The 19,756-nt window shown below is 62.7% G+C and carries 22 protein-coding genes, 1 tRNA gene and 1 other annotated feature; of the genes, 20 read left to right on the forward strand and 3 right to left on the reverse strand.

The window, feature by feature from the left end; genetic code table 11:
• Positions 1–12 precede the first annotated feature (12 nt).
• Positions 13–912 (forward strand): Mu-like prophage major head subunit gpT family protein, encoded by a 900-nt coding sequence (locus I6L48_RS08750; protein ID WP_113069787.1) that lies wholly within the window; start codon positions 13–15, stop codon positions 910–912.
• 184 nt (positions 913–1,096) lie between these two features.
• Positions 1,097–1,696, forward strand: coding sequence for a hypothetical protein (locus I6L48_RS08755; RefSeq protein ID WP_216987970.1), 600 nt, complete (start codon positions 1,097–1,099; stop codon positions 1,694–1,696).
• A gap of 272 nt (positions 1,697–1,968) precedes the next feature.
• On the opposite strand, the gene I6L48_RS08760 is transcribed toward I6L48_RS08755, so the two are convergent.
• Both I6L48_RS08760 and I6L48_RS08765 read right to left on the reverse strand, forming a co-directional pair.
• A tRNA-Arg gene (locus I6L48_RS08760) sits at positions 1,969–2,045 on the reverse strand.
• Positions 2,046–2,095: 50 nt separating this feature from the next.
• Complete coding sequence (locus I6L48_RS08765) at positions 2,096–3,247, reverse strand: flagellar assembly protein FlgT (RefSeq protein WP_039041370.1); 1,152 nt, start codon at positions 3,245–3,247, stop codon at positions 2,096–2,098.
• Positions 3,248–3,512: 265 nt separating this feature from the next.
• On the opposite strand from I6L48_RS08765, the gene I6L48_RS08770 reads away from it, so the two are divergent.
• Both I6L48_RS08770 and I6L48_RS08775 read left to right on the forward strand, forming a co-directional pair.
• Positions 3,513–4,133, forward strand: a complete 621-nt coding sequence (locus I6L48_RS08770) for a FlgO family outer membrane protein (protein ID WP_010673310.1) — start codon at positions 3,513–3,515, stop codon at positions 4,131–4,133.
• A gap of 88 nt (positions 4,134–4,221) precedes the next feature.
• Entirely contained in the window at positions 4,222–4,647 is a 426-nt protein-coding gene (locus I6L48_RS08775; protein WP_010673311.1) for an LPP20 family lipoprotein, read from the forward strand.
• A 625-nt stretch (positions 4,648–5,272) separates the two neighbouring features.
• Here I6L48_RS08775 and pheA read toward each other — a convergent pair.
• Positions 5,273–6,445 carry a prephenate dehydratase gene (pheA, locus tag I6L48_RS08780; protein WP_103244400.1) on the reverse strand — a complete coding sequence of 391 codons (1,173 nt, stop codon included), beginning with the start codon at positions 6,443–6,445 and terminating at the stop codon, positions 5,273–5,275.
• Positions 6,446–6,483: 38 nt separating this feature from the next.
• Positions 6,484–6,617 (reverse strand) — a sequence feature (Phe leader region).
• A gap of 191 nt (positions 6,618–6,808) precedes the next feature.
• Here pheA and I6L48_RS08785 point away from each other — a divergent pair.
• The 16 genes from I6L48_RS08785 to I6L48_RS08860 all read left to right on the forward strand — a co-directional run bounded on the left by I6L48_RS08785 (position 6,809) and on the right by I6L48_RS08860 (position 19,709).
• Complete coding sequence (locus tag I6L48_RS08785; RefSeq protein WP_216987971.1) at positions 6,809–7,408, forward strand: HAD family phosphatase; 600 nt, start codon at positions 6,809–6,811, stop codon at positions 7,406–7,408.
• A gap of 114 nt (positions 7,409–7,522) precedes the next feature.
• Positions 7,523–8,386, forward strand: a complete 864-nt coding sequence (locus I6L48_RS08790; RefSeq protein WP_161957722.1) for a hypothetical protein — start codon at positions 7,523–7,525, stop codon at positions 8,384–8,386.
• Positions 8,387–8,474: 88 nt separating this feature from the next.
• Positions 8,475–9,029 carry a DUF3157 family protein gene (locus tag I6L48_RS08795; protein ID WP_216987972.1) on the forward strand — a complete coding sequence of 185 codons (555 nt, stop codon included), beginning with the start codon at positions 8,475–8,477 and terminating at the stop codon, positions 9,027–9,029.
• A 178-nt stretch (positions 9,030–9,207) separates the two neighbouring features.
• Complete coding sequence (locus I6L48_RS08800; protein WP_039041374.1) at positions 9,208–9,837, forward strand: outer membrane beta-barrel protein; 630 nt, start codon at positions 9,208–9,210, stop codon at positions 9,835–9,837.
• Positions 9,838–10,010: 173 nt separating this feature from the next.
• Positions 10,011–10,955 (forward strand): DUF523 and DUF1722 domain-containing protein, encoded by a 945-nt coding sequence (locus tag I6L48_RS08805; protein WP_216987973.1) that lies wholly within the window; start codon positions 10,011–10,013, stop codon positions 10,953–10,955.
• Between the two features lie 139 nt (positions 10,956–11,094).
• The gene (locus I6L48_RS08810) at positions 11,095–11,982 is read left to right on the forward strand and encodes a MerR family transcriptional regulator (protein WP_216987974.1); all 888 of its coding nucleotides are present in this window, start codon (positions 11,095–11,097) and stop codon (positions 11,980–11,982) included.
• Entirely contained in the window at positions 11,979–13,403 is a 1,425-nt protein-coding gene (phrB, locus tag I6L48_RS08815; protein ID WP_103255036.1) for a deoxyribodipyrimidine photo-lyase, read from the forward strand. The genes I6L48_RS08810 and phrB overlap by 4 nt, the downstream gene beginning before the upstream one ends.
• A gap of 1 nt (position 13,404) precedes the next feature.
• The gene (locus I6L48_RS08820; protein ID WP_216987975.1) at positions 13,405–13,833 is read left to right on the forward strand and encodes a nuclear transport factor 2 family protein; all 429 of its coding nucleotides are present in this window, start codon (positions 13,405–13,407) and stop codon (positions 13,831–13,833) included.
• Complete coding sequence (locus tag I6L48_RS08825; protein WP_216987976.1) at positions 13,830–14,564, forward strand: SDR family NAD(P)-dependent oxidoreductase; 735 nt, start codon at positions 13,830–13,832, stop codon at positions 14,562–14,564. Before I6L48_RS08820 ends, I6L48_RS08825 begins: the two co-directional genes overlap by 4 nt.
• Positions 14,561–15,820, forward strand: coding sequence for an NAD(P)/FAD-dependent oxidoreductase (locus I6L48_RS08830; RefSeq protein WP_201996112.1), 1,260 nt, complete (start codon positions 14,561–14,563; stop codon positions 15,818–15,820). The genes I6L48_RS08825 and I6L48_RS08830 overlap by 4 nt, the downstream gene beginning before the upstream one ends.
• The gene (locus tag I6L48_RS08835; protein WP_216987977.1) at positions 15,817–16,596 is read left to right on the forward strand and encodes a DUF1365 domain-containing protein; all 780 of its coding nucleotides are present in this window, start codon (positions 15,817–15,819) and stop codon (positions 16,594–16,596) included. Before I6L48_RS08830 ends, I6L48_RS08835 begins: the two co-directional genes overlap by 4 nt.
• 106 nt (positions 16,597–16,702) lie before the next feature.
• Positions 16,703–17,959, forward strand: a complete 1,257-nt coding sequence (locus I6L48_RS08840) for a cyclopropane-fatty-acyl-phospholipid synthase family protein (protein ID WP_216987978.1) — start codon at positions 16,703–16,705, stop codon at positions 17,957–17,959.
• A 2-nt stretch (positions 17,960–17,961) separates the two neighbouring features.
• Positions 17,962–18,441, forward strand: a complete 480-nt coding sequence (locus I6L48_RS08845) for a DUF2878 domain-containing protein (protein ID WP_216987979.1) — start codon at positions 17,962–17,964, stop codon at positions 18,439–18,441.
• Positions 18,438–18,656, forward strand: coding sequence for a TIGR02450 family Trp-rich protein (locus tag I6L48_RS08850; protein WP_010673326.1), 219 nt, complete (start codon positions 18,438–18,440; stop codon positions 18,654–18,656). The genes I6L48_RS08845 and I6L48_RS08850 overlap by 4 nt, the downstream gene beginning before the upstream one ends.
• A complete protein-coding gene (locus tag I6L48_RS08855) occupies positions 18,613–19,155 on the forward strand; it encodes a chalcone isomerase family protein (RefSeq protein ID WP_198497811.1) in 543 nt (180 codons plus the stop codon). Before I6L48_RS08850 ends, I6L48_RS08855 begins: the two co-directional genes overlap by 44 nt.
• An 11-nt stretch (positions 19,156–19,166) precedes the next feature.
• Complete coding sequence (locus I6L48_RS08860) at positions 19,167–19,709, forward strand: DUF3833 domain-containing protein (protein ID WP_080768134.1); 543 nt, start codon at positions 19,167–19,169, stop codon at positions 19,707–19,709.
• The last annotated feature ends 47 nt before the right edge of the window (positions 19,710–19,756 follow it).

The raw sequence follows: 19,756 nt of genomic DNA on the forward strand, positions 1-19,756 counted from the left end.
AAGGGGTAAACCATGAGTGAGTTCAATAACACCATTATCAATGCGAGTGCGGCCTTTAATGTTAAATTCAAAGGGGGGCAGGAAGCTGCTGAGCCGGACTATAAGGGGATCTGCACGGTAATACCGTCAATCGCTGCGACAACCGGTTATGGATTCCTCGGTGAGTTTCCGATGCTGAAAGAATGGATCGGGGAAAGAGATGTAAAAAATCTCGCTGACCATGACTATTCAGTAAAAAATAAACTCTATGAAGCCTCCATTTCTGTAAAGCGCACCGATTTTGAAGATAACGACTATGGCAAATATGGCCCCCTATTTGAAGAAATGGGGCGTCAGGGGGAGGAGTATCCTGACGAGGTGGTATTCTCGTTACTGAAAAATGGTTTGACGGATCTTTGCTACGATGGCAAGCCGTTCTTTTCTGTAGAGCATCCCGCCCGAAGTGGTGTTGCTTCAAATTTGTTCGATGTTCCGGCAGGGGAGCCTGAAGGAGAACGGTGGTATCTGCTGGACACACGCCGCGCATTGAAGCCTATGATCTGGCAAGAACGGGTCAAGCCCGCCATTGAGTCAGTCGTTGCCAATGGCAGTGTGATTGACTCCCACGTGTTCTTACAGGATCAATTCTTCTTCGGTGTACGTGCGCGTGGCAATGCAGGATTCACGTTGTGGCAACTGGCGGCATCCTCCAATCAGGCGCTCTCGGCAGATTCATTTAACCAGCTGTATGACGTCATGTTTGCCGCGAAGACTGATTCTGGACGCCCATTGCGCGTGCGTCCTTCTCTGCTGGTTGTGCCGCCTTCCCTGAGGCAGGCGGCCATGCAGATCACTCAGCGTGAGTATTTGCAGAACGGCGAGAGCAACCCGCTATACAAGATTGTGGATGTGCTTGTCTCTCCTTGGCTCTAGTTCCAGAAAGAGTGGCGGGAAGTGGGGATTGGCCGCGTATGCGGCCTTTTTTGGGTCTGATTAAGATGCGGGCGGCGGATGCAGGAGTTGAGTGCAACACAATCTATTGATTGTATTTGCTTGTCTTCAGGTGTAGCTCTATCAAACAATAGCAACAAACGGATCTAACTGAGGAGGGGAGCAAATGAGTCTTGCTAGCTTAATGAGAGATAAGGTTAATGTTCTGAAGGCTGATGGCACCAAGTATGAGGGGATCATGTGTTCAGTGTCTGATAGTGACACTATCACGATTTTGAACCCTACGTTTGCTATTGATCCTGATGACCTGGTTGTGAGAACAACTCGTTTTGGCCAGGATGAAATCTACAAAGTTATTGACCCCAAACTCAGTAATGGGCTAGGCAATGGCGCTATTCCTCCAAACTACAAGTTGAAGGTCAAGAAGCTAGGCATTCCTGAAGCCAAAGCAGCCGTCCAGAACGTTACCTATAACTTCAATGGCCACAACGCACGGGTCAATAACAGCAGCGTAGACAACTCCGTGAACACAGTGCAGATAGACAACCGTGCGCAGACCTATATCAATGAGCTACGCGAGGTGCTGAGAGCTGCTCCGTTGAGCGACTCTGAACGTGAAGATGCTCTTGAAATAGCTGATGCGATAGAGGCTCAATTTGAATCAGGAAAGCCCAAGAAAAGTGTTATAGGTGCATTACTAGCTGTCCTGCCGCCCTTGGAATCTGTTTTGTCTATCGGAGCAAATATCGCTGAATTAATGCAATAACTCGCGGATATGAAACTATATTTCATGCCACATAACTTGCCGTCAAACGCCTTTCAGGCATGCGATCGCAGCACGATTAAAGTGAATAAAACGCGCGTAACGCGCGTTTTGCATTTTTGGCGGATTTCATTTTCGTTTTTCGCGGCGGGCTACAGGTGGCAGTGAGACATTGAAGAGGGGGGGGCGGGACCTGGCCGCCATGGATGCAGGGGAAATGGCGCAGAAACGCACAAGGGGCTGGCATCATGACGATGCCAGCCCCTTGCTGTGTATGGTGTTCCCGACTGGAGTCGAACCAGTGGCCTGTCCCTTAGGAGGGGACCGCTCTATCCTGCTGAGCTACGGGAACCTTGTGGCGGGCATTATACAAGAAGCATTGTGCTTTTAAACCCTTGATTCCTATTCCAATACGGCCAGGTCACCGATTTGGACATTGAACGGCGAATATTTGTTCTGACTGCTGATGATGGCGCCATCCTCGAACACCTGCACCACCTCGAACAGACCGTCTGCGGGGTTGCGCATCACCCTGGACTTGCCATAGGGGTCGACGAAGTCGGCGCTGTGCTGGACCCGGAACTGGTCCCCGAGTTTGACCCCGTTGCGACGGCCCAGGTTGATGTGGGGGCCGCGCTCGTGCTGGGCCACGATCCGGGCGGTGACGGGGGCACAGGCGAGTTCGGCGGCGATGTCCTGGGCCGCCTCCTTCAACTGGTAGCCCACCTCCTGGCCAAAGCTCGACTGCCAGAACTGGCCGCCGCTGCTGCCCACCTGTTCCCGCTTGGAGAAGGTCCAGTTGGCGCGGCCCTTGTACTCCTTGCGACCGAGCAGGCTGCCGTTGATGCCGTCGAACAGGTAGAGCTGCATGGAGAAGTTGCGCACAGGATCCTCATACCAGCTGGTGAGGGCGTTGCCCTGGGGCTCGAGGGAGAGGTCATCGATGCTGCCGAGCACCAGATACTGGCTGTCGGTGCGCAGGCTCAGGGCCTTGATCTCCTCGAGGGCGCTGCGATCCCCCTGTTGCAGATGGAGAGGATCGATGCGCAGGTTCTCGTCCAGCCACTGGCGTGCGACCACCTGGGGCGTCGTCGCCAGGGTTTCAAACAGCCGGCGGGAGAGATCGGCGGGCATGTCGTCCAGGGCACCGGTGCTTGCCTGGTCCGGGTAGCGCATGCGCAGGCGCACCAGCGTCAAATCCTTGGCGTAGTGCTGGGTCTGGCAGATCTGCCGCTCCGCCTGGATGTCGGCCACGAGGGTGATGTACATGCGGCCGTTGCGCACCTCTTCGCGCTTGAGGCGGTACTGGCGGATGTCGCCGCCTGAGCGGATCTGGATCTGCTCGGAGCGCAGGCTGCCGTTTTCCAGGCGCTGGATGCTGGAGACGGAGGCACCGCTGGCCAGCAGCGCCTGGCGCAGGGCATCCCGGGTCGCCTGCTCGCGGGCGTAGACCTCGTCGCCCCCCAGAATGGCGGCACTGCCCTGGGCCTCGATAAGTTCGGCCCTGGCCGACAGGCTGGCCAGCAGCAGGGTGAACAGCAGCGAAACTTTCATAACAAACACCTTGAGTGGGCGACCCCGCAGCCGCCGGTGGGGCGGGTCAGGGATCCTGGACACAGATCCGGTCTGCACCGGAGCGGGTGACCAAATAAAAGCAAGAACCATGCCTTCTTCCCTGGCCGGAGCCCGCGCGGCGGGCTCCGGTGGCACAGTGCGCGCCTTTGCCCGGGGATCATCGAGGATCCTGCGCGCATTCCTGCCTCAAGTGTTGGCGGTTGCGACCGATAACAGGTCAGGTGCAGATACAGGAAAGGTATCCATGAAGAGAGTTATCACGGTGCTGGCGGTGGCGCTGGCATTGGTCGGTTGCGGGTCGGCCGACCCCATCAATCGGGAGCTGGGAGACCCTCGCCAGGCGGCGAAGGGGATGGAGCTCAACTGGCTGGTGGCCCGCATGACGGATCAGCTGATGGAGCGCAAGTCCCTCACCACCCTGACCGAGCCCATTGCGGTCGCCTCCTTTGTCGATCTCGATACCCTGAAGGACACCAACTGGATGGGGCAGCAGATCGAGGAGAGCTTCATCTACGAGCTGAACCGGCGCGGTGAGGTGGTGGTGGACTTCAAGACCACGGGCAACATCCAGGTGACCCCGCAGGGGGACTTCGTGATGAGCCGCAACTACAAGGATCTCTCGTCCCGGCTGCCCATCTCCCGCATTCTGACCGGCACCTTCAGCCGCAATCAGCAGGGGATCCTGGTCAACGCCCGCATCATCGATCTGCGCACCAAGATGGTGGAGACCACGGCCCAGAGCCTGATCCCGAAACAATATTTGTCCGGTGCCAGTAACTCCTTTGGCCGGGCCTCCATCAATCGCGGTTACCTGATGCGGGGGGGCCAGAGCCCGTCCGGCCATCTGGTCAACCTGACCCCTTGAGGTGGCGCGTCATGAAGCGTGAAGCGGGCTGGCTGACATTGAGCCGTGAAACATCGGGTGTGGTGAACAGGAAAACGGGGAAACAGCGATGAAAATCTTGTTGGGTTGCCTGATGGCCATGTTACTGACGGCGTGCAGTGGCAACCGGGTGGTGAACTATGACGTGGGCGAGAAGCCCGATGACTTCCCGGTGCTCAAGGCGGTGGGGTATGCGGTGATCGACATCCAGCCCGGTCCCTCCCAGTCCGAGAAGATGTTGCAGGCGATCCGCGCCTCCAAGATGGACGCCTACCGGGAGCTGGCGGAGCAGCTCAACGGCCAGCAGGTGCGCGGCCAGAGCAGCTACAAGGACCTGACCCAGACCTCCAATTCCCTGGATGTGTCGGTGGCGGGCATGGTGCGCGGTGCCCGGGTGGTGGCGACCTATCCCCGTGGCAACACCTATGCCACCGAGCTGGAGCTCGATACCCGCAACCTCTATCACCTGAACCAGCTGATGGCGGGCCAGTTCTAGGGCGGGTCCGGGGGGCGCCGGCATGAGCCCGGCGATCATCACGGCACAGACAAAGGCGAGCGCAGGCTCGCCTTTTTGTTTGGTCGGGAAGGGGCTCGGATCTGCGGGGAATAACCGGGTTGGGGCCTTGGACGGATAGGGCCTGCGGTGAGGGTAACCGGGGTTGGCGCGTGGGCGGTATAGCGCCTGGGGAGGATAAACGGGGTTGGCGTCTTTGGGGGGGGAACTGGTCTTCGGCAGGAGAAACGGAGTTGATGGCCGGTCGGGATCCGGCCTGTGGCGAGGAAAAAGGGGGGCTGAGGTAGTACAAGAGGCGCCCGGGCGCCGGAATGGCGGCCTTTTTTGTTTAGGGAAATCTAACGATATAGCCATGTCGTTAAATAAAGCCAAACGATAGAGAGGCCCGGCAGGCGGCAAAAGGGGGCCGCAACGGGAGGAAGATGGCCTGATGGTGAGTGGAAAGACAGCCGCGCCAGGATCCCGGGTCCACGAGGAAGGGGGTGGAGGGCGGTTTAACGCCGGAAGGGAAGGGCGGGACTGGGCCGCGTCTCACGGGGAGGGCGCAGAGAGCACGAAGGCGAGCCGGGGCTCGCCTTTATGTGGCAGGGGCGGGATCCGCTTCCCATCAGCTTCCCATCAAGACGGGCGGCACGGCGGTCGGCTTGACGTCTTCGCTCGGGTAGCAGCCCAGCACCTTGATGTAGCGGGTGATCTTGGTCAGCTCCAGCAGGGCGGCCTGCATGGCCGGGGTCTGCAGGTTGGCGGAGACATCCAGGTAGAACATCTCCTCCCAGGGGTTGCCCTGCACCGGACGGGATTCCAGCTTGGTCATGTTGATCTCGTGGCTGCGCAGCACCAGCAGCGCCTCCACCAGGGAGCCCGGCTTCTGGGAGGTGGACATGATGAGGGTGGTCTTGGCCGGGATCTGGGGCGCCACGTCGATGGGCTTGCGCGCCACCACGATGAAGCGGCTGTAGTTCTCCTTCTGGTTGGCGAGCTGCTCGGCCAGCACGTCCAGGCCGTAGAGCTCGCCGCCGGCGGCGCTGCCGATGGCCGCCGCTTCCGGGCTTGCCAGCTCCTTGACCTTCATCATGGCGCTGGAGGAGGAGTCGCAGATCTCGTGGCGTGCCCCTTCCAGCTTGCTGAGGTAATGGGAGCACTGCTGGAACACCTGGGGATGGGCGTAGAAGGTCTTGATGCGGGACAGCTCGGTGGGCACGGCGGTGAGGATGCAGTGCTCGATGGGATAGGTGAGTTCACCCACGATGGAGAGGGTGGTGTGCTGCATCACGTCGTACACCTCGTTGATGGAGCCCGAGCTGGTGTTCTCGATGGGCAGCACCCCGAAGGCGGCACGGCCCGACTCCACGGTGTCCAGCACCTCGCGGAAGTTCTGGCAGTTCACCTCGATCACCTGATCCTTGTAGCGGGCCAGGTACTTGCGGGCGGCCAGGCTCGAGTAGGAGCCGCGCGGTCCCAGGTAGGCGACGCTGGTCATGGGCTCCTGCTGCTGGGGATTGAGCAGGCTCTGCAGGTAGGCCTGCTGGGAGAGCACGGAGTCTTCGATGATGGTGTGGTAGATGCGGGTGATGTACTGGGCATCCAGTCCGAGGGCGCGCCCTTTCTGGATCAGGGCGACCAGCAAGTCCTGTTCGCGCTGGTGGTCACGGATGGGACGGGGATTGGCCTGCTTGGCGCGGGCGACCTCGATGCTGAGGGTCTTGCGTTTGGCCAGCAGGGCGAGCAGCTCCTGATCCAACTGGGTGATGTCGTGTCTGATCTCGTCGAGCGTTGCCATGGTGGTTCCCTATCCAGTGATTCTGTGGTGTGTGGTGCAAAAAAAAGCCTCCGCTGGGGAGGCTCGATTCGTCTTTGGTTTCTGTTTACGCGAATGGTTCACGTGACGACGGGCCTTCCCTCATGTGGGCCGGGTAAACGAGAAAACAAAGAAGAATGGTGTGTTCATGGGCGTGTCCTGAATGTAACGCCATAACCATTAAGGGATTTGGCGATGCGATGCAAGTAAAACTTGCCCGGGGGCGTTGAACGGGGCAGGGTGGTGGCTCGGGTTGCCGAGGGGGAGTGAGCGTCGTTCTGGTCCCTGTTTGTGGCAACCGCCGTGACCACATCCGTGGCAACAACACATAGAGGGGACGAGACGATGGCGGTGATCTTCGATCTGGGCAGGGTGGTGGTGCGCTGGGATCCGGTGGCCATAGTGAGTGGGGTGCGCGGACCCGAGGGGGCGACAGCGATCGCGGAGCAGCTGTTCAACCACCCGGACTGGCTGGAGGTGGACAGGGGGACCCTCTCCCTGCACACCATGGCCCGTCAGGCGCAGGGGCGCACCGGCCTGTCGATGGCGGAGAATCTGGCCATCTTGCAGGCGGTGCCGTCCTCCCTTGTGCCGGATCCCGCCATGGTGGCGCTCATCGAAGAATTGCACGGTGCAGGCCACCCCCTCTATGCCCTCTCCAACATGGGGCAGGCCAGCATCGACTGGCTGGAGCAGCATCAGTCCTTCTGGCGCTTCTTCAGCGGCAAGGTAGTGTCGGCCCGGGTACGGATGCTCAAACCCGAGCCCGACATTTACCGCTATCTGCTGGTCTCCTTCGATCTGACGGCGCAGGAGTGCCTCTTTATCGATGACAGCCCGGCCAACGTGGCGGCGGCCGAGGCGCTCGGTCTGCGGGGGCTGATCTTCACCGATCCGGCCCGGTGCCGGGCGCATCTGATCGATCAGGGGTTGTTGCCTGCCTGAGGGGAGCCAGTTTCGCTTCGCAGCGAAAAAAGTGGGGGAAGCGTTGACTTGGAGCAAATAACGTACAGCTTTATCCATGCTCTTTAAGTGTATATTCAGCTTGGTGCGGGCAAAATGGTATCCAGTTCATCATCCGGAGTTGTTGTTATGGATGCCAATGTCGTTGCGCTGCATCGGGGATACGATCAGACCTTTCAAGCCAGGGAACAGAGGCTCATCAACACCCTGGCCGGTTACAGCGAACTGCTTGTCTCCTTCTCCGGCCGACTGGAATCTTGCTACAGCATGGATCTGTGCCGGGCCAGCGGGGTGCGATTTCGCGCCATCACCCTGGACAACCCCACCCTCAGCCGCCAGTCGGTGGCCAGGGCACAGCGCTACTGCCGGCACTACGGCATCCCCCATCAGGTGCTCAAGACCGACGAGATGATCTTCAGCGCCCACCTGGGCCACCTCGCCGAGGTGACCGACCCGGTGCGCTACCTCTGCCAGCAGCTCGAACATGAAGAGGGCCCGCCGCTGCTGATGTCGGCCTCGGTGGAGGAGAAGCGGGAGTACCTGCGCCGATTCCACAGCCTGCCCGCCAACACCCTCTGGATCTTTGCCGAGCAGGGGATGACCAACCGGGATTTTCGCTACGGCTTTCACCAGCGGCAACTGGCGCTCTGGGGAGACGTGGGGGAGGCCTGCCTGAGCCGGCGGTTTGTCGATATGACCTCCCTGGACAGGCGGCACCTGCGGATGGTCGACATGGCCGAGCAGATGCTGGTGGACATGGGGCTGGGGGGAGCCCAGGTCTTCTTCCATACCCTGGGTGACAGGGTCACCACCCTTGCGAGGATCCGGGTGCCCGAACGGCTGCGGGCCCTGGTGTTCGACATGCAGCCCACCATCCAGAAGGCCCTCAGGAGTGCACAGTTCGATCTGGTGACCCTGGATCTGGCCACGCTGGAGGATCCCCACCCCCTGGTCATCTGAGCCGGTGCGTAACGTGAGGGGGGTCATAGGCAAGGAGGGCGCGACTCTTTATACTGCCCCCTTCGCATCCTTTATCGAGTGCCTGCCCATGAAACCCCTCTCCCGACTGCTGGTCGCCCTCTGTCTGTGCCCTCTGCTGGCCGAGGCGGCTCCCCTGCATCAGATCACCTTGCCGGATGGTCGCCAGGTGCAACTCAATGACGATTCCACCTGGGAATACCTGCTGGTCAAGCCGGCAGCCACGGTAGCCGGTCAGGCAGTGACGGCGAGTGTCGTGGCCCCGGTGCTGACCGAGCAGGCCATGGCCCATCCCGACTTGCTCTCCCAGGCGACCCGGGACGGCATCACGGTGAAGCTGGACCAGGTGGCGGGGGACGATCCCCTCAGCCTGCAGTTCGTGGTGAGCAACACCGGCAGTCGCAACGTGGTGCGCGTCAACGGCAGCCTGACCCTGTTCAGCGCCGACGGGGTGCAGCTCTCGAGCGAGCCCGTGCGCTTCTGGGTCGGGGAGAACCGCCTGCCTGACTCCTACCTGCGCAAGGGGGAGGCTCGCGCCTCCCGGGCCATCGAGCTGGCACGACCCGCCGGCCTCACCGGCAAGCCGCTGGTGCGGGTGCAGATCGACGAGGTGGAGTTCCGCTAGGATGACGGCGGGGGAGCCCTCGCTCCCCCGCAGAGTGTTGCACCGGTAACCGCCAGCAATATCCGCTTACATCTGACATGGTTTGGCAACAGCTTGCCCCTCGGCGTTCCCCCCTTTGCCCGTCACAATGGCTCCATTCCAGTTAGGTCCGCCTAACTCAACCCATGGAGTCAACAAAATGCAAAAGATCGCACTGTCTGTTCTGGTTCTGGCCGGTCTCTCTTCCACCTCCGTCCTGGCGCAAGATGCCTTCAGCTATGCCAAGGGCTCTGCCACCTGGGCCCACACCAAGTCTGACTACATCGGTGGCAAGGATGGGGAGAACCGCGACTTCGGCGGCCTGAGCCTGGATCTCTCCAAGAGCTTCACCAGCAATGTCTATGGCCGGATCGGCAGCGAATACACCTCCCGCAGCAGCGGCAACGACAGCATGGCCATCTCCAGCCTGGGGATGGGTGTCTACACCCCCCTCAGCACCGGCCTGAACCTCTACGGTGAAACCGGCCTGATGGGCTACAGCCTGGAACGGGAGCTGGCCTCCGACGTGAACCACTCCGGTTGGGATACCCTGGCCCGCAAGAAGAGCGGCAGCCTCTACGGAGAAGTGGGCCTGCGCTACGACATCGGCGCCGTCGAGCTCTCCACCGGCTATCGCTACGCCAACATGACCGACGACATGCACGACTTCAAGGCGGGGGCGGCGTACAAGCTGACCCAGAACCTGGCCCTCACCGCCGACTACACCTATCGCAACTGGGATCTGCAAAAAGGCTCCATCTCCAGCCTGGGTGTGAAATACAGCTTCTGATCATCCTTCCTGCAGGGTCTTCACCTTTACCCATGACTTCGGTCATGGGTTTTTTTTATGGGGGCTGATCCGCCCGCCGCCCCCTGGCCGTATCAGTTCGCAATAGTTATACAGCTTCCAATTTTTTGTATAACTGCTATAACTTACTCAAGGCTTATACAAGGGGATTCATCATGTACAAGATAAAGGTCGGTATCAGTGCCTGTCTGCTCGGCCAGGAAGTGCGCTTCGACGGGGGCCACAAACGATCCAGTTTCTGCGAACGGGATCTGGGTGCCCATTTCGACTATCACCCCGTCTGCCCCGAGATGGCCATTGGCCTGGGCGCACCCCGCGCCGCCATCCGGCTGGTGAAACGCCAGGGCGAGGTGCGGGCCGAGGCAAGCAACGGCAGCTTCGACATCACCGACAAGCTGATTGCCTTCAGCGAGCAGAAGGCACGCCAGCTCGACTTCCTCTCCGGCTACATCCTCTGCGCCAAGTCCCCCAGCTGCGGCATGGAGCGGGTGCGCATCTATGGCGCCAACAACGAGGGGAGCGCCAAGGAGGGGGTCGGCCTCTTTGCCAAGGCGCTGATGGAGGCCAACCCCCTGCTGCCGGTGGAGGAAGATGGCCGCCTGTGCGACCCCATCCTGCGGGAGAACTTCGTGCTGCGGGTCTTCGCCTACCACGACTGGCAGCAGCTTTGCGCCCGGGGGATCACCGCCTCAGCCCTGATCCGCTTCCATTCACGCTACAAGTACCTGGTGCTCTCCCACGCCACCACCCACTACCGGGCGCTGGGGCGCCTGCTCGCCAACCTTGGCAAGGCCAACCTGCAGGAGGTGGCCGACAGCTACATCCAGGGGTTGATGGCGGCGCTGACCCTGCGGGCCAACCGCCGCAGCCACACCAATGTGCTGATGCACCTGCAGGGCTACTTCAAGCGGGTGCTGACCCCGGCCCAGAAGCAGGAGCTGTGCGACACCATCGACAAGTACCGCACCGGGGTCTTCCCGTTGTTGGTGCCCCTTACCCTGATCCGCCACTACCTGCGCGAGTACCCGAACCCCTATCTCGCCGAGCAGGTGTACCTCAATCCCCATCCCGACACGCTGAAATTGCGTTACGGGCTGTGAAGGTGTGGCTGGATTTGGCCGATCAGGCCTACCTCGACCTTCATCCCGACACGCTCAAGCTGCGCTACGGGCTCTGAACCCTCTGTGCAGGCCCTGGTGGATGACCGGGGCCTCTTCCCAACGTCTGATGGACTCTCTCATGTCTGATGAATCACAAGCAGCCGCACCTCTCCCCGACGAGGGCGTCTACCCCATTCGCGAGGTCTCCCGCCTCACCGGCGTCAACGCCGTCACCCTGCGCGCCTGGCAGCGCCGCTACGGGCTGGTGCAACCGGCCCGAACCGAGAAGGGCCATCGCCTCTACAGCGAGCAGGATATCCGCCAGATAGGCGAGATCCTGAGCTGGCTGGAGCGGGGAGTGAGCATAGGTCAGGTGAAGGGGCTGCTGAGCGAGCCCCAGAGTGCGCCGGTGAGCGATCACTGGCAGCAGACCCTGGAGCAGTTCAGCCAGGCGCTGCTCGCTTTCAACCAGCGCAAGGCGGAGGCCGAGCTTGGCGATCTGCTGGCGAGCTACCCCTTCGAGCTGGTGCGCAGCCGGGTGCTGCAGCCCCTGGTGGAGCGGCTGCTGGGGCTGTGGCGCGAGCGCCCCGATGGCGAGTTGCTGCAACAGGTGTGGCTCGGCTGGCTGCATACCCGCTTCGCCCGCCACCTCATCGAGCAGGAGAAAGGCGTGCCCGTCACCCTGGCAAGCTGGGGGCAGGTGGGGCCGCTGGATCTGGTCTGGGCTGCGTATGAGCTCATCGGTCAGGGTTATGAGGTGCAACTGCTGGGGGCGGTGGAGCCCCGCCATGCCACCCTGCTGGAGGGGCGCGCCACTCCCCTCTGGCTGATCCTGCTGGGGGCCGGGCTCGGCAAGCAGGACCAGGCCGCCGAATGGCCTGCGGGTACCCGCTTCTTTGGCGAGCTGGGACGCCTCTACGATGAGCCGTGGCGGCGTGCCCGCAACTGGCACGCCACCCTGGCAGAGGTCAGTGCGATGCCCCGCACTGCCAAGGCGAAGGGCAAGGGCGGGAGAACACCGTCATGAGGCTGGTCTGGTTTCGCAACGATCTGCGTCTGGCCGACAACCCGGCCCTGCGCCACGCCTGCGCCGGAGATGAACCGGTCGCCGCACTCTTCATCGTCTCGCCGACCCAGTGGCAGACACACAAGCTGGCCCCGGTCCGCCAGCGCTTCATGCTGGCACAGGTGGATGCCATGGGCCGCGAGCTGGCGGCCCTCGGCATTCCGCTTCATCTGCTGCGGGTCGAGACCTTTGCCGAGGTGCCGACGGCGCTGACGGCGCTTTGCCGGGATCTCGGGGTGAGCCAGCTCTACGCCAACCAGGCCATCGAGATTGACGAGCTGCGCCGCGACCACGCCGTCAGCGCCGCGCTGGGGGAGCAGGGCATGACCAGCCACTGGTTCAACGGCTGCTGCGTGCTGCCGCCCGGTCGGGTACTGACCGGGTCGGGGGAGATGTTCAAGGTCTTCACCCCCTTCAGCCGCGCCTGGCTCAAGGCTCTCGAGGAGGATGGCTTCGTCATTCACCGTGCCCCCGCACCACGCGGCGAGCCGTTGCCGTGGCTGCCCCTGGCCGAGCGGGAGTGGGTGGACGACGGGCTGGGGGATCTGACGCCGGACACCCGCTGGCCGGTGGGGGAGGCCGAGGCGAGCCGCCGGTTGCACGCTTTTCTGGATCAGGCGGTGCTCGATTACGGCGAGACCCGGGACTTTCCGGCGCTGGCGGGCACCTCCGTGCTCTCCCCCTATCTGGCGGCGGGCATCATCAGTGCCCGCCAGTGCGTGGGGGCGCTGCAGCAGCGTCTCGGCTACCGGCCCCAGTCGAAGGCCCAACCCGGTTTCGTTTGGCTCAACGAGCTCATCTGGCGCGAGTTCTACCGCCACTTGCTGGTGCTGATCCCGAGCCTCTCCATGAACCGCCCCTTCAAGCCGGAGACGGCGGCCCTGCCGTGGAGCTGGGATCCGGATGCCTTCGCCGCCTGGTGCGAGGGGCGCACCGGCTACCCCGTGGTCGATGCGGCCATGCGTTGCCTCAACGCCACCGGCTGGATGCACAACCGGCTGCGGATGATAGTGGCGAGCTTCCTCACCAAGGATCTCCACATCCACTGGCGGCTTGGGGAGGACTACTTCATGAGTCGGCTCATCGACGGGGATCTGGCGGCCAACAATGGCGGCTGGCAGTGGGCGGCGGGGACAGGGGCCGATGCGGCGCCCTATTTCCGGGTCTTCAACCCCACCACCCAGGGGCAACGATTTGATCCACAAGGGGAGTTCATTCGTACCTGGGTCACTGAGCTGGCGGATGTGCCTGCTGCCTATCTCCACGAGCCCCACGACTGGTTGCGGCTCAAGGGGCGGCAGGATTATCCGGCCCCCATGGTGGATCATGCCGTTGCACGGGTGAGGGCCATCGAGATGTTCCGCGAACTGGAGAAAAACTAGCATGAATGACGCGCTGGCCCGCTTTGTCATCCTCTACCTGCAATTGGACAAGCATCAGTTGCACCGCTTGCCGGAGGTCTATGCCGATGAGGTGCTCTTCATCGATCCTGCGCACCGGATAGAGGGGCTGGCCGCGCTCACCCGCTACTTTTCCTCCCTATATGAGCGCCTTGCCCAGTGCAGTTTCGAGATAACGAGTCAGCAGCAGTCGGGCAATGAAGCCTGGCTCGCCTGGGTCATGACCTTCTCCCACCCCAGGATTGCCAGTGGCCGGGCCGTCAGGGTGGAGGGGGCCACCCGGTTGACGTTCGACTCCTGGGGCAAGGTGTGCCTGCACCGTGACTACTTCGATCTCGGGGCCATGCTCTACGAGCAGTTGCCGCTGTTGGGGCCCGTGGTACGGGCCATCAAGGGGAGGCTGGGGACATGAGCGGCCGGGTGCTGATCACCGGGGCCACCTCGGGCATCGGCCGCCAGCTGGCGCTGGATTATCGGCGCGCCGGCTGGCAGGTGTGGGGTTGTGGCCGGGACGAGGCGCGCTTGCAGGCACTGGCCGACCTGGGGATCACCCCTTTGCGATTCGATGCGCGCGACAGCGCCGCCACGGCCGGGGTGGCCGCGAGCCTGCCCGCCCTCGACCTGCTCATCCTCAATGCGGGCAACTGTGAATACATGGATCCGGCAGAAGGCTTTGACGGCGCCCTGTTTGCCCGGGTCATCGAGACCAACCTCATCGCCACCGGCAACGCCCTGGCCGCCTTGCTGCCGCGGCTGGGGGCGGGTGCACGGCTTGCCATCGTCAGCTCCTCGGTGAGCTGGCTGCCCCTGCCACGGGCGGAGGCCTATGGCGCCTCCAAGGCGGCCCTCGATTATCTGGCGGATACGCTGCGCCTGGATCTGGCCAGCAAGGGCATCGGGGTGACCCTGATCCGCCCGGGCTTCGTGCAGACGCCGCTCACCGACAAGAATGATTTTCCCATGCCCTGCCTGGTGACGGTGGAAGAGGCTTCCCGCGCCATCATGACGGGGCTTGCCGCCGGGCGCCATCAGATCCACTTTCCCCGTCGCTTCATCTGGCTGCTGCGCCTGCTCGGCGCTCTGCCGACGGGGCTCTGGCTGCGCCTTGGCCGCACACTCGTTTCGAAAGGACGCCCTTCATGAAGAAAAAGATCGCCATCGTCGGCTCCGGTATCTCCGGTCTCACCGCCGGTTTTCTGCTCCACAAGCTGCATGACATCACCCTGTTCGAGGCGGCGCCGACCCTGGGAGGCCACACCGCCACCGTGGAGGTGGAACAGGCTGGGCGCCACTATGCCATCGACACCGGCTTCATCGTCTTCAATGACCGCACCTATCCCAACTTCCTCAAATTGCTGGAGCGCATCGGGGTAGGGCGCCAACCCGCCGAGATGAGCTTCTCGGTCAAGAGTCCCGAGGGGATGGAGTACAACGGCCACAACCTCGATACCCTGTTCGCCCGGCGCCGCAATCTGCTGAGCCCGCGCTTCTATCGCTTTGTTGCCGAGATCCTGCGCTTCAACCGGGAGGCGCGGGCCTGGCTGGCCGCGCATCGCCAGCGGGAGCTGACCCCCGAGCTGACCCTGGGGGACTTCCTGCAGGCGGGGAAATTCAGCGACTATTTCGCCCGCCACTACATCCTGCCCATGGGGGCGGCCATCTGGTCCTCCACCCTGGCGGACATGCGTGCCTTCCCCTTGAGCTTCTTCCTGCGGTTTTTCGCCAACCACGGGCTGCTGGAGGTGGCGAACCGACCCCAGTGGTATGTGATCCCGGGTGGCTCGCGAGAGTACATAGGGCCGCTCACGGCGGGCTGGCAGTCGCGTATCCGCCTCGCTACCCCGGTGGAGGCGGTGCGCCGGGTGGCGGATGGCGTCGTGGTCACCAGCCAGGGGCAGGAGGCCCATTTTGACGAGGTGATCTTCGCCTGTCACAGCGATCAGGCCCTGGCCCTGCTGGCGGATGCGAGCGACGCAGAGAGGGCCATCCTCGGGAACATGCCCTATCAGGCCAACGACGTCTGGCTGCACACCGACGCCTCCTGCCTGCCGATGCGCCGCAAGGCGTGGGCGAGCTGGAACTACCAGCTCGGTGAGGATGACGGGGCGCGCCCCCTGGTGAGCTACAACATGAACATCCTGCAGGGGGTGAGCTCCCCAGCGCCCTTCTGCGTCAGCCTCAATCCCCGTGGACGGGTGGACGAGAGCAAGGTGTTGCGCCGTTTCGTCTATCATCATCCGGTATTCAATCAGGGCTCCATCGCCGCCCAGCAGCGACGGGGCGAGATCTGTGGCCATCAGCGCACCCACTTCTGCGGGGCTTACTGGTACAACGGTTTTCACGAGGACGGGGTGCGCAGCGCCCTGGACGTGGCCAGACGCTTCGGGGCCGAGCTATGAGCGGCGCCGCGGCCTTGACGCAAGGGGACGAGGGAATGGGGGAGGGGATCAGCGCCATCTGGCAAGGCTCGGTGCGCCATCGCCGCTTCGCCCCCAGGGCCCACGCTTTTTCATACAGCCTCTTCATGCTGGGGCTGGATCTGGACGAACTGCCCGGGCTTGAGCAGGGGCGCTGGTTTGCCGTGGAGCGGGCCGGATTGCTCTCGTTTCGCCGCGAGGACTATCTGCGGGGCAGCGAAGGGCCCCTCAAGCAGGCGGTCTGGGACAAGGTGGCGGCCCTTGGGGGGGATGCGGAGCCCGGCGGGCGGGTGCTGCTCCTTGGCAACGTGCGCTGCCTCGGGTTTTATTTCAGCCCGGTCAATTTCTACTTCTGCGATCGGGCGGGGGAGACCCGCTACCTGCTGGCGGAGGTCTCCAATACCCCCTGGAACGAGCGCCACTACTACCTGCTGGATCTGGCGGCGCTCTCCCCCCATGACAAGGATTTTCATGTCTCCCCCTTCATGGGACTGGGGATGCGCTACCACTGGCGCATCCGGGCGCCGAAAGAGGAGGCGCTGATCCATATCGAGAGCCACCCCGTATCAGGTGAGAGCAAGCTGTTTGACGCCACCCTGGCCCTGCGCCGCGCGCCGCTGTCGCGCAAGGGGCTGGCGGCGCTGCTGGCTCGCTGGCCCTGGATGACCCTGAAGGTGCTGCTCGGGATCTACTGGCAGGCCCTGTGCCTTTTTATCAAACGCACCCCCGTCTTCACCCATCCGGAGAGCCGCCCGTGACGCTGACACACCCGTTTAATTCCGCTTCCTGGTGTTGTCAGCAGCCCATGGTGCGGGTTCATCCCAACCGAACGATTCCACTCTTGACCCATTCGGAGAGCCGCTAATGGAACTTGCTCAATCAACCCTCTCTGCCTCTTTTATCGACAAGGGGGCCAAGCAACTGCTGCTCAAATTGCTGGCGCGCCTTGAGCAGGGCCAGCTGGTGCTCCACGACGGCAGCGAGTGCCACTGTTTCGGCAAGGCGGGCAGCGACCTGCATGCCGAGCTGGTGGTGCAGGATCCGGCGTTTTATCGCCGCCTGCTGCTGGGGGGAAGCATCGCCGCAGGAGAGACCTGGGTGGAGGGTCTCTGGACCAGCCCGGAGCCGGTGGCACTGGTGCGCTTGCTGGCCCGCAATCTGCCGCTGCTCGACGCCCTGGAACGGCGCCTAGGCTGGCTCAGCTTCCCGTTCAACAAGGTGCGCCACTGGTTCAATCGCAATACCCTGACCGGTTCGCGTGCCAACATCGCCGCCCACTATGACCTTGGCAACACCCTCTATCAGGGCTTTCTCGACGATCACATGCAGTATTCGAGCGCCATCTATCCCCACCCGGATGCCACCCTGGAGGAGGGGCAGCAGGCCAAGCTGCGCACCATCTGTGAGCGGCTTGAGCTTGGGCCGGACGACCACCTGCTGGAGATAGGCACCGGCTGGGGCGGTCTCGCCGTCTATGCGGCCCGTCACTACGGCTGCCGGGTCACCACCACTACCATCTCCCGGGCCCAGCACGACTATGCCAAGGCGTGGATCGAGCGGGAGGGGCTGGGGGATCGCATCACCTTGCTGCTGGAGGATTACCGCAAGCTGGAGGGACGCTATGACAAGCTGGTCTCCATCGAGATGATCGAGGCGGTGGGGCACGCCTTCCTGCCCGACTATTTCCGCCAGTTGTCGCGCCTGCTCAAGCCCGGCGGACGCCTGCTGATCCAGGCCATCACCATCGCCGATCAGCGTCACGCCCAGTATCTGCGCGGGGTGGACTTCATCCAGCGCTACATCTTCCCGGGAGGCTGCCTGCCCTGCGTCTCCCAGATGGCGGGTCTGCTGGCGCGGGAGACCGACATGCAGCTGGTACGGCTGCACGATCACGGTCACCACTATGCCCGTACCCTGGCCCACTGGTGCGAACGCTTCCTGGCGCTGGCCCCGGAGCTGCCCAAACTCGGTTACAGCCAGGATTTCATCCGGCTCTGGCACTTCTACTTCGCCTACTGTGAAGGGGGATTCTGGGAGCGGGCCATCAGCCTGGTGCAACTGGAGGCCGCCAAGCCGGGGCCCCATGGCTGGTCCGGGGACTTGCCGGCAAGCGGTCGCTGATCATGTGGCCGTGGGCCCACCTGCTGGGATTCAACCTCTACTGGTTGCTGGCGGTGACATGGCAGCAACCGGGCCCGCTGCTCGGGATGCTGCTGCTCCATTTCATCTTCTCCCCCCGCCGTGGGCAGGACTGGCGCCTCATCCCGGTCGCCCTGGCAGGCTGCCTGCTCGACATCCTGCTCTGGCGCCTCGGCCTGTTTCACTTCCCGTCCGGTTTTCCGCTCTGGCTGTTGCTGCTCTGGTGCGGTTTCGCCCTGACCCTCTCCCACGGCCTTCCCTGGCTTCGCCCCTTGCCGCGCTGGCAACAGGGGCTGTTCGGCATGGTGGGGGGGGCCTCCTCCTATATGGCGGGGGCCGCCATGGGGGCAGTAAACTTACCCTGGGGCATCTGGACAAGCGCAGTGCTGCTGGCGGTGATCTGGATGTGGTGGTTACCCGTACTCCTGTGGGTAACGGTCAAGCTGGAGGGTGAGACGAGATGAACACCTTTTCGACCGACACCTTGTTGTTTTCCAAGTGGACCAGGGATGGCCAGTGCGAGCTGGCCGAGCGTTTCTACCTGGTGGTGGCCTGCCAGCGCGATGCCCAGGGGCATCTGGCGAGCGTGGTGATGCAGGATATCAACACCCTGCAGGAACAGGAGATGGACTGGCATGAACTGGAGGATCCCGCCCGTTGGCACATGGGGTGGAACTAGCCTGCTGCTGGCGGTCTTGAGCCTGCCACTGTTTGCGACCGCCCAGAGTGTTGCCGCCCCCTGGCAGGGGCTGCGCACCGTGGGACAGGGGGAGATGCGCTGGCTCTGGTTCAAGCTCTATGACGCCACCCTCTACAGCGAGAGCGGTCGCTATCAGCCGGGGCGCTACCCGCAGGCCCTCAGCATTACCTACGCGAGGGCCATCGAGCGCCAGGATTTGCTGGAGGCGACCGCCGCCGAGTGGCAGCGGCTCGGCCTTGGCAGCGAGAGTGAGCGCCAACGCTGGCTGGCTCGACTGGCCACGCTCTGGCCGGATGTCGCCCCCGGCGACAAGCTGGTTTTTTATGTGGACGAGCAAGGCACGGGCCACTTCTGGTTGCGAGATCGCCTACTTGGCTCTCTCGATGATCCCGCCTTCGCCCCCGCGTTTCTTGCTATCTGGCTGACTGACGACAGCCGGGATCCCGCTCTGACCCGCCGCCTGCGCGGCCAATCCTGATGGAGTATTCCATGAAATTCTCTTCCTGGTGGCGTCTTGCCTGGTTGCTGCCCCTGCTGTGGCTCTCTGGTTGCGGCGCGGGTCTTGACGATTATCGCGGCTCCCGGCCGGGTTGGGATCTCGCCCGTTTCTTCAATGGCAAGCTGGTGGCCCACGGCCTGGTGACGGACCGCAGCGGCGAAGTGACCAGTCGCTTTCGGGTCGAGATGCAGGGGCACTGGCGAGAGGGCAAGGGGGAGCTGTTCGAGCAGTTCTACTTCGATGATGGCCGTCGGCAGACCCGCACCTGGTTTTTGAGCAAGGGGGCGGATGGCCACTGGCGCGGCACGGCTTCAGACGTGGTGGGGGAGGCGGTAGGCAAGACAGAGGGCTTTGCCCTCAATTGGCGTTATCAACTCGATCTGGCTCTGCCGGATGAGAGCGTGGTGAGGGTGAGCTTTGATGACTGGATGTATCTGCTGGACGACGATCGCCTGATCAACCGCGCGAAGATCAGCAAGTTCGGCATTCATCTCGGCGAGGTGATCCTCTATATCGAACGACTTGAGCAATGAAAGCCGGTGCATTTTTTGCCGACGATAGCCACTCGCTATTGATCGGC

The organism is Aeromonas sp. FDAARGOS 1418 (genome assembly GCF_019048585.1).
Taxonomy (GTDB): Bacteria; Pseudomonadota; Gammaproteobacteria; order Enterobacterales; family Aeromonadaceae; genus Aeromonas; species Aeromonas caviae.